Source organism: Algoriphagus vanfongensis DSM 17529, assembly GCF_000429465.1.
Lineage (GTDB): Bacteria > Bacteroidota > Bacteroidia > Cytophagales > Cyclobacteriaceae > Algoriphagus > Algoriphagus vanfongensis.
Window position 1 is genome coordinate 137,231 of record NZ_AUBX01000009.1, and the last position, 13,274, is coordinate 150,504.

Annotated in this window: 12 protein-coding genes; 6 read left to right on the forward strand and 6 right to left on the reverse strand. The window is 41.1% G+C overall.

The genetic code is table 11. The features are described 5' to 3' along the window. Positions 1–172: 172 nt before the first annotated feature. On the reverse strand, positions 173–1,054 hold the full coding sequence (gene cdaA / locus G460_RS0101775; protein WP_035463734.1) for a diadenylate cyclase CdaA: 882 nt from the start codon (positions 1,052–1,054) through the stop codon (positions 173–175). Continuing rightward, positions 1,051–1,935 (reverse strand): dihydropteroate synthase, encoded by an 885-nt coding sequence (gene folP, locus G460_RS0101780; protein ID WP_026953759.1) that lies wholly within the window; start codon positions 1,933–1,935, stop codon positions 1,051–1,053. The genes cdaA and folP overlap by 4 nt, the downstream gene beginning before the upstream one ends. A 15-nt stretch (positions 1,936–1,950) precedes the next feature. Here folP and G460_RS0101785 point away from each other — a divergent pair, with 15 nt between their 5' ends. From G460_RS0101785 to G460_RS0101795, 3 genes are read left to right on the forward strand one after another with little or no spacing between them, the layout of a single operon-like run. Next, positions 1,951–2,496 carry a DUF1599 domain-containing protein gene (locus G460_RS0101785; protein WP_026953760.1) on the forward strand — a complete coding sequence of 182 codons (546 nt, stop codon included), beginning with the start codon at positions 1,951–1,953 and terminating at the stop codon, positions 2,494–2,496. Continuing rightward, positions 2,489–3,589: a BT_3928 family protein gene (locus G460_RS0101790; protein WP_026953761.1), complete on the forward strand. Its 1,101-nt coding sequence runs from the start codon at positions 2,489–2,491 to the stop codon at positions 3,587–3,589. The genes G460_RS0101785 and G460_RS0101790 overlap by 8 nt, the downstream gene beginning before the upstream one ends. Then, a complete protein-coding gene (locus G460_RS0101795) occupies positions 3,586–4,116 on the forward strand; it encodes a shikimate kinase (protein ID WP_026953762.1) in 531 nt (176 codons plus the stop codon). The genes G460_RS0101790 and G460_RS0101795 overlap by 4 nt, the downstream gene beginning before the upstream one ends. Here G460_RS0101795 and G460_RS0101800 read toward each other — a convergent pair. Both G460_RS0101800 and G460_RS0101805 read right to left on the reverse strand, forming a co-directional pair. Continuing rightward, complete coding sequence (locus tag G460_RS0101800; RefSeq protein ID WP_035463736.1) at positions 4,106–5,620, reverse strand: OmpP1/FadL family transporter; 1,515 nt, start codon at positions 5,618–5,620, stop codon at positions 4,106–4,108. The genes G460_RS0101795 and G460_RS0101800 overlap by 11 nt on opposite strands. Positions 5,621–5,698: 78 nt before the next feature. Beyond that, the gene (locus tag G460_RS0101805) at positions 5,699–6,985 is read right to left on the reverse strand and encodes a hypothetical protein (RefSeq protein WP_026953764.1); all 1,287 of its coding nucleotides are present in this window, start codon (positions 6,983–6,985) and stop codon (positions 5,699–5,701) included. Between the two features lie 122 nt (positions 6,986–7,107). Here G460_RS0101805 and proS point away from each other — a divergent pair, with 122 nt between their 5' ends. The 3 genes from proS (at position 7,108) to floA (ending at position 10,154) form a co-directional block, all read left to right on the forward strand. Further along, on the forward strand, positions 7,108–8,589 hold the full coding sequence (gene proS, locus G460_RS0101810; RefSeq protein WP_026953765.1) for a proline--tRNA ligase: 1,482 nt from the start codon (positions 7,108–7,110) through the stop codon (positions 8,587–8,589). A 93-nt stretch (positions 8,590–8,682) separates the two neighbouring features. Next, a complete protein-coding gene (locus tag G460_RS0101815) occupies positions 8,683–9,141 on the forward strand; it encodes an NfeD family protein (protein ID WP_026953766.1) in 459 nt (152 codons plus the stop codon). 5 nt (positions 9,142–9,146) lie between these two features. Next, positions 9,147–10,154: a flotillin-like protein FloA gene (floA, locus tag G460_RS0101820; RefSeq protein WP_026953767.1), complete on the forward strand. Its 1,008-nt coding sequence runs from the start codon at positions 9,147–9,149 to the stop codon at positions 10,152–10,154. Between the two features lie 181 nt (positions 10,155–10,335). Here the strand turns inward: floA and G460_RS0101825 are convergent, their stop codons facing one another. Continuing rightward, positions 10,336–11,892, reverse strand: coding sequence for a WG repeat-containing protein (locus tag G460_RS0101825; RefSeq protein WP_026953768.1), 1,557 nt, complete (start codon positions 11,890–11,892; stop codon positions 10,336–10,338). 82 nt (positions 11,893–11,974) lie between these two features. Further along, a complete protein-coding gene (hemA, locus tag G460_RS0101830; protein ID WP_026953769.1) occupies positions 11,975–13,243 on the reverse strand; it encodes a glutamyl-tRNA reductase in 1,269 nt (422 codons plus the stop codon). Between the last annotated feature and the right edge of the window lie 31 nt (positions 13,244–13,274).

The following is a 13,274-nucleotide window of genomic DNA, read 5'->3' on the forward strand; positions in this document are numbered from 1 at the left end:
CAAAGATTAATCCAGACTAGCAATGAGGGATGAAATAGCTGAGAAAAATCCAACTCTCTACAAATAAGAAACGATAACTTGACCTTTTTCTGAGTCAATTCCCAAAAAAAATATCCTTGGGGTCAAAAGATTATATGGGAGGTAAGATAGGGAAGAGGCCTATCTTGTTTAATTAGGAAGTGGGTTTGGTAGTCATGGCCATCTTTCTCCTTTTGTTCATTTCGTAATCAGAAAGATTTTCAAAGCGTGGATCCACATCTACCGTGTTGAGATAATCATTGAGGATTTCCCGAACTTCCTGAAAGGACATATTATGCAGGACTTTTCCATTTTTTGCCATGGAAATCTGGCCAGTTTCTTCGGAAACTATCAAAATAATGGCATCTGTCGCCTCAGACATACCGATACCAGCGCGATGTCGCAATCCAAACTGCGCTGGAACTTCTCGCTCTGTCACAGGGAGGATACATCTGGCTGCTTTGATCTTGCCGTTGTGAATGATCACTGCGCCATCATGAAGGGGACTATACTTATTGAAAATGGAAACCAAAAGCCGCTTGGAAAGCTCGGCATCCAAAATATCCCCACTTTCTGCATAGAACTTCAGCTCTGTGCTTTTTGATATGACCATCAACGCCCCTGTATTGGATCCTGCCAAGGTTTTAGACGCATCGATTATGGGACTGATATTGAATGATTCGTTATCTTTTTTTCTCCAGAAAAACAGAATATCTCTCCAGACATTGTCATCAGACAAAAAGGAGGATCTTCCTATCAGGAGTAAAAACTTGCGAATCTCAGGTGCAAAAATGATAATCGCTGCAATCACCCCTACACCCATGAATTCCCCCAAAATATTGGAGAGGAGCTCCATTCTCAGAGCTCTAACTAATAAATAAATCAGGTAGATGGATAGAAATCCCAAAAAGATCTTGATGGCGACACTTCCCTTCAGCAACTTGTACACCTGATACAATAGGAATGACACCAACGCAATATCGATCATATTGACGATGGATATCTCCAAGAATCCTATTTTAAAAAGTAATGTCAAGCGTAAAGTTGTTTATATAATTTCAGGGTTTCGTTTGCTTCTTTAACGTCATGTACTCTCAGGATGTTAGCTCCTTGGGTGAGCGCCACCATATTGAGGGCGGTAGTACCATTCAGAGCTGCCGTAGGATCGCAATCCAAAAGCTTATAAATCATGGATTTTCTCGAAAGTCCGGCCAAAATCGGAAAACCGAGAGCTTTGAAAATATTTAGATTTTTTAGCAGAAAGTAATTCTGTTCCAGATTTTTTGAAAAACCAAAACCTGGGTCAATAATTACATCTTTGATGCCAAACTTTCTTATTACATCCAGTTTTTCTGCGAAATAGTTCAAAATTTCAGGTAGAAAATCAGAATATTCTGTTTTCGTCTGCATAGTTTGAGGATTTCCTCTCATATGCATCAAGATATATGGCACGTCCAGTTCTGCTACGGTTTCCAACATCTTTGTGTCCATTTGGGCGCCGGAAATATCATTGACCAAATGAGCTCCTGCTTGCACAGCCTGTCGAGCCACCTCAGAGCGAAATGTATCTACAGAGATCAAAACGTTAGGAAATGCCTCCTGAATCCACTCAATAGGTCGGACCACCCGCTCTAACTCTTCCTTTTCACTCACCACGTCGGCTCCTGGCCTACTGCTGTATCCGCCGATATCTAAAATAGATGCCCCATCTTCTATCAGTTTGGATGCCTTTGTCAAGATATTTTCCTGCGAAGGAAGAATTCTACTTTGGTCAAAAAATGAATCCGGGGTGGTGTTTACTATCCCCATTATCTGCGGTTCTTCCCAAACTATCAGCCTTCCCTTGATTTGAAGTGTATATTTTTGAGGAAATAATTTATCTTCGATCACAGAAGAAATGCCGCCGGCGCTGAACATTAAATTAAACTTAGATTGGAAACCAAAACCAGTAACGAATATACGGAAGTTATAGCCCGTTGTAAAGAACTATTTCGCAAGAAAACTATAGATTATGGTACAGCTTGGAGGATTTTGAGACTTTCCTCGATTACAGATCAGGTTTTTATCAAAGCTCAAAGGATTCGTTCTATTCAGGAGAAAGGCAGCCAAAAAGTAGGGGATCCAATAGTGGACGAATTTGTAGGGATCATCAATTACTGTCTGATTGCTCTGCTTCAGATCAGTTTTGCTGAAGATGAAAGGATGGAAATTTCTTTTGAAGATTTGGAGCCAGTTTATGATCGCTGGGTGAAAGATACCAAGGCGCTTTTGGAAAATAAAAATCATGACTACGGTGAAGCCTGGAGAGAGATGCGTGTCAGTTCTATGACCGATATAGTCTTGATGAAGCTTTTGAGAGTGAAGCAAATTGAAGACAATCAAGGAAAAACCTTAGTGTCCGAAGGCATTGAGGCCAACTATCAGGACATGATCAACTACTCCGTATTCTGTCTTATCAAACTCGATTATCATGGTTAAGCAAGTCATCTTATGGATTCTTCGATTGCTAGTCGGGGGATTATTTATTTTTTCTGGACTTATCAAAGTCAATGATCCAGTAGGTGCCGCGATTAAGTTGGAAGAATATTTCGATGTGTTTTCCAACGACATTGCGGGTTTCTTTTACTATCTGAAGCCGTTTGCACTTTACATCGGTGTTTTTTTGGTGGTAGTAGAAGTTGTGTTGGGTTTGATGCTGATATTAGGAGTTCGAAGCAAGCTGACCACTTGGGCATTGGGCTTGATGATCCTGTTTTTTACTTTCTTGACATTTTATTCGGCTTATTTCAACAAAGTGACAGATTGCGGTTGTTTCGGTGATGCTATTAAATTGACTCCTTGGGAGTCTTTCTATAAAGATGTCATTTTGATGATTATGATCGCAGGGATTTTTGTCTTGAGAGACTCTCTCCCAAAATCTTCCCCAACATGGGCAAAATATACAGTAAGGGCGGTCGGGATTATTTGCTTTGCGCTATCTCTTACAGCTATCCGTAATCTTCCTTTTATAGACTTTAGAGCCTACAAAGTAGGTGTAAACATCCCTGAAAACATGCAGCCGTCTGCGCCTCTTCAATATTCCTATGTGATGAAAAAGGATGGCCAAGAGGTGATTTTGGATCAATATCCCACGGACGAAAGTTATGAGTTTGTAGAGATGAATCTGAAAAATCCGGAAAACCTTCCCAAAATCTCTGACTTTGCTGTCTGGAACTCAGAGGGTGATTTTTCTCAGGAAGTTTTTACCGGTAATAAATTACTCATTTTGGTCAGTAACTATGGCAAAATGAGTGATTCTCATCTGGCTGAAATTGATGAATTGGTACAAAGCCTCCATGCTACTCCGATTCAGGTAGTGCTGGCAGCAGCTGCGTCGGAAGACGAGATTCAGCAGTTGATTAGCTCCAGAGGCTGGGATATCTTGGCTCTGCAAGCTGATGCCACCGTCGTGAAGACAATGATCCGGTCCAATCCTGGTATCATGCTGCTAAAGGATGGTACTGTTTTGGCTAAATTCCATCACAACAATACACCGGATGCTTCAGAGGTCTTAGATTTATATATTCCATGACAAAGCAATTGAAGGTGGTACTGGTAGGCTTGCCTGGTTCTGGTAAAAGTACCTTTGGAAAGCAATTAGCAGCAAACTTGGATCTTCCATTTTATGACTTGGATACGTTGATTGAGCAGAGTCATCAAATGAAAATCCCAGATATTTTTTCAAAAATGGGAGAGGGGAAGTTTCGCGAAATCGAAACCGAAACTTTGACCCAGGTCCTGTCTTGGGATCGTTCGTTTGTCCTCGCTTCAGGCGGTGGTTGTCCATGCTTCAATGACAATATGGACCAAATTAACGAACATGGGGTTTCGGTGTATTTGGACGTGCCATTGGAAGAAATCAAAGAAAGACTAGAAGGAGCTCGGGTCCAAAATCGACCAATGTTTCAAGGAATGGAAGGGGGGGAGATTATTCTCAAATTAAAAAGCTTGTTGGCTGACCGGGAGAGTTTTTACAACCAGTCAAAAATAAAGCTCAGCGGATCTGATTTTTCCACTGAGCTTTTGGTTTCCGAGTTGATTCACTTACTTAAAAGCTAAAGCCTAAAGTCAAAACTCCATTGATGATGTTGTTTTGAAGCTCTGTCACAGGACCGATATTGTTGTCTTGGCCATCCAGTACTTGGTAGGAAGTGTAGAGGCCATTGTATTTTTGATTGACTAGGGCAAAATCCGCTGAGAAATTATTCATTTTGAAGCCCAGTCCACCGCTGATTTGTTGGGTACTTCTGTCAAAATCAGAATCAGCATAAGGATCGCCAAAATTCGCATATCCACCTCGAATCCTAAAGGCATTTACCCTGAATTCAGCACCTACGCGATAGTTTACAGTACTGGTGTAATAGGATCGAATCGCCAGGTTGTCTGGACCTTCATCAAAATCATTAGAATTAATTCTCGCTGCACTATAATCTACCCAGTCTACATCAGCTGAGATGAATCCATTTTTTCCCAAAAAGAAAGTAGCACCACCTCCAAGTCTGAGAGGACTGTTTAAATTGTATCGGCCAAGGATAAAGTCCGAGAGAGCTTCTACTCTTCCCAAATTGACATCCTCTTCTTCGAAATAGTAATTGTCATAATTGGCTACCATAGAGGCTTCGTATTCTTCATTCAAAGCATACCAAGTAGGCGTTTGGAAAGTGAATCCCAAATTGACATAGTCGATTGGCTTGTAGATCAACCCTAGGTTTAAATTGAAACCAGCGCCGTTTATAAAGAGATTCTCAGCGACTGTTGAATTAATCAATGGTCCATCTGGGAATTCTTCATTGTATACCTTCATTGATGAAAAGTTCAATGATCTGATTCCTGCGGATCCACCTATGAATAGCTTATGATTGAAATTAGCTCCATAGGAGAAAGTCATTTGACTGGAGGATCCCTCTTGCGTGATGTTTTCATCTTGGAAAGGAAAACCTGTCACGAAGGAATCGTAGGTGTCAGGATTAGGGATAGCGTTTCCATTCTCATCAAAGGCGATAGGGTTGATCTGGTAGGTCAAGTAAGCTAGACCCGTCAGTCCAAATGATTCTATCTGTGATTCTGGAATACCAAAGGCATCCTGCAAATAGAAATCGATGATGGAGGTCTGTCCCAGTTCATCGGAATAAAATCCATACTCTGTATTGAAGTTGGCGATTCTTTGAATGCTGATACCAAAGGAACCTCCTTTGAATGCCCCTCTTTCTAAATCTCCTTTAGGGTTTGCAAATACAACGGATACATTTGGAAGACTGAAGTTGGATGTGTTGTATTGGCCTTTTTGACCTAGATAATAGGTGTCTACACCCCAATCAGAATATCCCAGCGTCACACTGGCTTCAGAATTTCTGAAAAAGCCTAGTCCGGCAGGGTTTCCCGCTATGTTGGATACATCTCCTCCTAAAGACCATTGCGTACCTCCTATGCCCATGATTCTAGCCGAACCTGCTGGCATGCTCTGACTAAATCTCAATGCATCCTCAAAGTATCCGCTTTGTGAATAGCCTATAGTGGAGACCATCATACCCGCTAGGAGTAAAATTGAATTTTTAATTCTCATTAACAAATTGAATTTGATTGCCTATTATAACGATGAAAAAAGGCTGTCAGGTTATTTTTTTGACAAAAAAAAGGGGGATTAGTTCCCCCTTCCTCCTCGTGATCCTGAGGATGAGCTCCTTGAGACTCCGCTACTACCCGAACTTCTGCTTGGAGTGCTGACACTTCCTGAGGAGCTTCTGCTCGGTGTATATGTTCTTGTATTTGGAGTGCTACTTCTATTATAGCTTGGACTGGTTCTGTTGGTCGGAACAGTACTTCTATTATATGAAGGTGAAGTAGATCTTCTGTATGATGGAGACGAAGTAGACCTTCTGTAAGTATCGATGCTTCTTGTATTAGTAGCACCTCTTGTGGTCCTTACACTGGAGTTAGAAGGCATTGCACTTCTAGTTCTCACAGAAGAAGATCTATCCATTGCTGGAGAATTAGTGTTTCTAGAAGATCTTGAAGTCGCAATTCTTGATCTATTAGAATTGTAATAATCATTTTGGCTTGTACCAAAGTCTCTTGAGCTTGTTTGTGCTCTATCAGTTGATACTAGGCTTCTATTTCTAGACGCAGCTACATCTCTTCTAGCCTGAGCTCTAGCGGTGCTTGGCAAAGCGGCAGTTCTAACTGATTTACTACCTGCACTAGCAAGTCCAGCTCCTCTGGTAGGACGGGCGCCGGTTACCACTCTTCTATCGCCATATTCTCCGCCAGGTAATACATAGATTGGATTTCCAGGGTAATAACCCGGATAGTATCCAGGATAATAACCTCCACCCCAAGCATAGCTAGGATAGAATCCACCCCAACCGAATCCAGGTCTCATGAAAGGATTGCCCCATCCGAAACCTAGACCAATGTTGATGCTGAATCCAGGTCTGAAGCCCCAGCTAGGTCCATAAAACGGTGAGTAGAATGGATCATAATATCCAAAACCCCACGGACTAAAACCATACATGAATCCCATGTTGAATGCAAAGGATGGATTTGCCCAAGAATTGGAACCAGAACCTCCGACATAGTAATTATTGTAAACGTCGATATCTGGATCACCATCTGCTACCTCAGATGTTTCGTCAAAATAAACTACTTCATCCCCAGCATCTACATTGTCTGCTTGATATCTGGAGATGTAGTCTGGATTGACATTTCTGCTGGAGAAACTCTCGCCAGATACATCGTTTACAGATGTAAATTCTTGAAAGGTGTCTGGATTATTGTTTTGAACAGCGTATTCCGTAGTTAATTTGGCATCGGAAGCCATGAAATACATGTTATCCTCGGCTCCATTGCTCGCAATTTGCGAAGAACTACAGGAGGCGAGTACAAATGTACCAAGAACTGCCGGTGTGAGTATGATTGATAATTTCTTCATGGTCGAAGTGTGAGTTGATACTTAGTTATACGTCGGTCAGGGTGCAGGGTTATATTTTTACCTTATATTTGCCACGCTCAATTTAGTAAAAATAAAGACATTTCATTTTCAATCAAAATCTAATGAGTAAAGGACTACCTAAACGAAGTGAGGATTACTCTCTTTGGTACAATGAGTTGGTGAAAAAAGCTGATTTGGCGGAAAACTCCGCAGTCAGAGGCTGTATGGTGATCAAACCTTATGGCTTTTCCATATGGGAAAAAATGCAGGCTGAACTAGACCGAATGTTTAAGGAAACAGGTCATACGAATGCCTATTTTCCGCTGTTTATTCCCAAGTCCTATCTTAGCAAAGAAGCCTCACACGTTGAGGGATTTGCGAAGGAATGTGCGGTCGTGACGCACTACAGATTGAAGAATGCAGAAGATGGGTCAGGGGTAGTAGTAGATCCCGAAGCAAAGCTAGAAGAAGAGCTGATCGTAAGACCTACTTCTGAAACCGTAATTTGGAGTACCTATAAAAACTGGATTCAGTCTTATAGAGATTTGCCTTTGCTGGTAAATCAATGGGCAAATGTGGTTCGTTGGGAAATGAGAACTCGTCTATTCCTAAGAACAGCAGAGTTTTTATGGCAAGAAGGTCACACGGCTCATGCTACCAAGGAAGAAGCGATGGATGAAACCGTGCAAATGATGAATGTCTATGCACAGTTTGCTGAAGAATTCATGGCCGTGCCTGTAGTGAAGGGAAGAAAAACTGAAAACGAGAGATTTGCTGGAGCTGATGAGACATTCTGTATTGAAGCAATGATGCAGGACGGTAAAGCACTTCAAGCTGGAACATCTCACTTCTTGGGACAAAATTTTGCGAAAGCTTTTGATGTAAAATTTGCAACCAAAGAAGGTGGCTTGGATCACGTCTGGGGTACTTCATGGGGAGTGAGTACACGATTGATGGGAGCTTTGATCATGGCGCATTCTGATGATAATGGCTTGGTACTTCCTCCGAAATTGGCACCGATCCAAGTTGTGATCGTACCTATTTATAAAGGAGAAGAGCAATTGAATGCTATTTCAGAGAAAGCGCATGAAATGATGGCGGCCTTGAGAAAAGTAGGGGTTTCTGTGAAGTTTGATGATAGAGATACGCACAAGCCGGGTTGGAAATTTGCTGAGTATGAATTGAAGGGAGTTCCTTTGAGAATCGCTATAGGACCAAGAGATCTGGAAAATGGTACAATCGAATTGGCTAGAAGAGACAATCTGACCAAATCAAGCTTTGATCTTTCTTCCGAGCCAATTGAAGTAATGATTCCAAGATTGCTTGACGAAATTCAGCAAGGGATTTATGAAAAAGCCTTGAATTTCAGAACTGAAAAAACTACTGAGGTGAATTCTTGGGAAGATTTCCAGGAAGTTTTGGAAAATAAAGGTGGCTTCGTTTCAGCGCATTGGGATGGAACTTCAGAGACAGAAGATAAAATCAAAGAATTGACCAAGGCTACAATTCGCTGTATTCCTTTGGATCAAAAAGAAGAAGAGGGCGCTTGCATTTTGACAGGTAAGCCTTCCAAAGGTCGAGTCTATTTTGCGAAAGCATATTAAAAACTAAAACCCTGAGAAATCAGGGTTTTTTTATTTCTATAGTTCTCGGTTGATTGCTTTCTTGTATTTTAGGAATCTAATCCCAAAGCCCAGATGACGATACTTATTCTTTCCAGTCTGTTACTCATAGGTTTGATCCTGCTATTAGCAGAGACTCTATTTATTCCGGGTACTACTGTAGTAGGCATTTTGGGACTATTGATCAGCTTAGCTGGTGTTGCGTATGCTTTCATGACTTTTCCATCTTCTGTTGCTTGGTGGATTACGGGAGTAGCGGCAGCATTGAATGTAGCGGCAGTTATATATAGTTTTCAATCTGGAGTTTGGAATAAGCTCACTTTAAAAAATGCCTTGGAAGGAGGTGTGTTTGATGGAAGAACCAAGGGATTAGAAAAAGGAATGGAAGGAAAAGCTATTTCAGATCTAAAACCAATTGGAAAAGGGTTATTTGGAGACTCTATTTTTGAAGTTAAATCAGAATCCGGTTTTATTTCAGTAGATTCGATCATCACAATAATGAAAATTGAAAACAATCAAATTTTAGTTAAGTAAATATTATGGACCCTTCAAGCCCTGTCTTTTTATTGATAATTGCATTTGGAGCAATTTTGGTCATCTGGCTTTTTCTTTACTTTATTCCTGTTGGATTATGGTTCACGGCACTTTTTGCTAAAGTGAAAGTGACAATTGGAGAATTGTTTGGAATGAGGATTAGAAAAGTTCCCCCAAGTGTGATTGTAAACTCTTTAATTACAGCAACAAAAGCAGGTTTGCAATTGACTACAAATGAATTGGAAACTCATTACTTAGCAGGAGGGAATGTCCCAAATGTTATTCGAGCTTTGATTTCTGCGGATAAAGCAAACATTAATTTGTCCTTTAAGCAAGCTACTGCTATTGATTTGGCAGGTAGAGATGTGTTTGAAGCGGTTCAGATTTCTGTAAATCCAAAAGTGATAAATACTCCTAATGTTGCTGCAGTTGCTGCTGATGGGATCCAATTAGTAGCAAAAGCCAGAGTGACAGTTCGTGCAAATATTGCTCAATTGGTAGGTGGTGCTGGAGAAGATACCATTTTGGCAAGGGTAGGGGAAGGGATTGTAACGTCCATCGGTTCTGCAGAGACTCATAAAAGCGTTTTAGAAAACCCTGATAAAATCTCCAAACTGGTTTTGCAAAGAGGTTTGGATGCTGGGACAGCTTTCGAAATTCTTTCGATTGATATTGCAGATATTGATGTAGGAACGAACATCGGCGCGAAGTTGCAAATCGATCAGGCATCTGCTGATTTGAAAGTAGCTGAAGCAAAAGCAGAGGAAAGAAGAGCGATGGCTGTGGCTTTAGAGCAAGAAATGAAAGCGAAAAATGTAGAGATGCGTGCGAAGGTAGTAGAAGCTGAAGCTGAAGTTCCTAAAGCCTTAGCAGAAGCTTTTAGATCTGGTCAACTCGGAGTGATGGATTATTACAGAATGGAGAATATCAAGTCTGACACTTCCATGAGAGATTCCATAGCGAAGTCAGATTCCGATGGAAGAGATTCTAAATCTAAGGGTGATAAAAAGTAACCTATCCTTTGATCCATCATTCTGATTTTCTTTAATAATGGTGGTCAAAGAGGAAAGTAGGAGTTTGGAGGACTGAATCCTCATGACTCCCTTTTAGCCTAGAGCATATAAACATATAAATAGGTGAGATTTAGATAATCTGAAGAGAAGATTCGAGAATTATAGAAGTAGAAAAAGGGGCTTATTGGCCCCTTTTCTTTTTCTTGCCGGTTGTCTCAGGTTCGATGACTAGTACCGGTTCATAGTTACTCTTTACCAGAATTTGACGATTCTGATTGTCCACAATGATCTCTTCATAATCAAAAGGAAGAATGACTTCGCCATCTTCTTGGATCAGTCCGCTTTTCTTGTCTTTGATCGCCAAGACCCAATTGCTTCTCTCGTGTTTCAAGAAGTCATATTCAGGATTGAGAATAACATCTCCATCTGTTCCGAGAAGCCCCACTTTCTCATTGGATTCTACTAAAAACTGACCTGATTCGGTTCTGCAGATTTTAGAGTAGCCTTCTTGGTTTTTGATCTCGCCGACTGTATTGATAAGAAATAATTTATTGTCTTTTTTTCCAACTCCCCAGCCATTTTGAAAAGCCTTAATCTCATCCCATTCTGGATTTAAAAGAATTTGTCCAGAAGCATTGATCAATCCGGAATAAAGTCCAGACTTGATGCTGGCAAGATTTTCGGAAAAAGTCCCAGCATCCTCATACGATGGCTTGATCAACCAATTTCCATCTTTGTCTACATAGCCAAAAGCGCCGTTCTTTTTCGCCGCAAAATAGCCTTGTGCGCCATCATTGATCCATTCCAAACTATCAGTCGGCTGCACAATCCAGCCCTTTTTGCCTAACAGCCCCAGCTTTCCGTCCCGGAATTTGATCTGGTAGAGATCTCTTTCTACCCGATTGACTTCTGTCATCCCTACAGCATCCAGCAAGATCCCATCCTCTTCCATGACTCTACGAAGTTTGCCATGGATGTATTCCAGCATCAGGTCATTTTCGTAGGTGATCTTGTGAAATGAATTGTACCGAATATTTGCTCGAATAGGATCCCCTTCGATTAGCAAGTATTGATCTTGGTCATAGCCATAGTAGAAATTACCTCTGGTATGGGTCAGCTCATCGATGACAGGCTCTAGCACCAGTGTTCCTTCCATATTGATCAGACCAAATCCGGTAGGTGTTTTGGCCAAAATATATTCCCCTTCATTTCCTTCTAGGTACTCAAATGTTTGATCAGGATCTTCTCCCAATGGTAAAAAGTATTCGTTGTTTTTTTGAGCGATTACTTGGCCCACATTGGTGATCTCAGCGGATTGCAATTCTCCCAGATATGTTGTGGTGCCTTTACCGCGTTGGTATAGCCAGTACTCGGAGTCTTTACGAGCCAAAAGAAAATTGAAATAAGTATCTATCTCATCATATTCAAGTTCCAATACTTTTTGTCCGTATTCATGAAAAGCACCTATTCCATTGGGACCTTTGACCAAGATCCATGGTTCTAAAAAGCGATGCACTTCCTGTCCTTCCAGATTGACTGCAGGTTTGAAATCATTGGAAAGAAGGAACAACCCTTCTTCATTTTTGCCGATTTTGACTGATTCGCTGAGAAGTGAGATGGATTGATAGACCAGTCTGGTCTTGAGATTCATCTCATAGTCATAGACCTCGTAGGTTTGGGCTTGGACTAGTGAGGAAATTACAAAGAGGAGTACTAGTAATGGGCTTTTTCGAAACATCGATAATCTTATTAAAGCCCGAATATAAAATGCCCAAAATAGGAATTCCTCTTTTGGGCATTAAAAATCTTTAGAAGGGCCTTTATTTTTCCTCTTGAATCTTATCCAGATCAAAAAGATCCGAAATGAATTCGATCATTTCTTCGGCCTCATCTCGTTTGCATGCAGCTTTGAGTTGGACGACAGGAACTTTGAGGACTTTCTGCATCATGCTTTTGGTGATTTTATCGATCACCTCTATTTCTTTTTCCGAAGCATTTTTCAGAAATCTCGCCAACTCTTCCTGTCTGATTTGCTCGAGTGATTGCTTGAGCTTATTGATGGTAGGGGAGACCATCATTTCTTTTTTCCAGCCGGCAAATTCGACAATTGTCTCCTCGATGATCTGCTCGACTTGAGGGATAGCAGCTAGCCTCTTTTCAAGAGCTTCAGTTGCCTTGCTGGTGATATTGTCTACATTATAAAGTACGACACCCGGGATTTCCTCTACAGATGTCTCAATGGATCTCGGGACAGAAAGATCAACCAACAATTTATAAGATTGAATTTCAAACTGGCTGATGAGTTCTTTTGTGATGAAAGGCTCAGATCGTCTGATCGAGCTTACGATCACATCTGCTTCTTGCATTGCTTGGTGACATTCCTGAAAAGGAACCACCTCAAAGCCCATTTCAGCTGCGATTAGTTCAGCTTTAGATTGAGTTCTGTTAGTGATTTTTACTTTGGCTTCCGGTAGATGCACCATGTTTTTGGCTACATCTTCCCCGATTTCACCTACCCCGATCAACAAAATTCTAGGTTGATAGGTATTGGCAGTGAGGCTTTCGATAAGCTCAATGGCCGCATAGGAAAGGGAGGCTGCACCATCGCGGAACGCAGTTTCCTGAACGATTCGCTTGTTGGTGAAAAAGACCGTATGCATCAATCGATGTAGGAATGGCCCAGCCATATCCAAATCTGCCGAAGCCTGATAAGATCTTTTGACCTGATTGGAGATCTGAATATCTCCCACTACCTGAGCTTCGAGTCCCATCGCTACTCTGAAGAGTCTAAGAATAGCTTCTTGGTCTTTGTCGAAAATCTCGAAATATTCAGAGTAGTTGACTACATCTACAATGCCTTTTTCCAGTCCGATCAATTTGATGATTTCGGCACTCAAGTCTAGCTCATGTCGATAATAGACTTCTGTCCTATTGCAGGTAGATAGGATCAAAGCATCCTGAAGACTAAAAAATTCTTTGAGTTTCAGGAGTATACTATGGATTGACTGATCGTCTAAGGCGATCAATTCCCGGATTTGGACGGGAGCAGTTTTATGAGATAAACTTAGGGCTCTAAACTTGTCTAGCATCATGTTTATTCTTGCAATGCAAATTTAATAG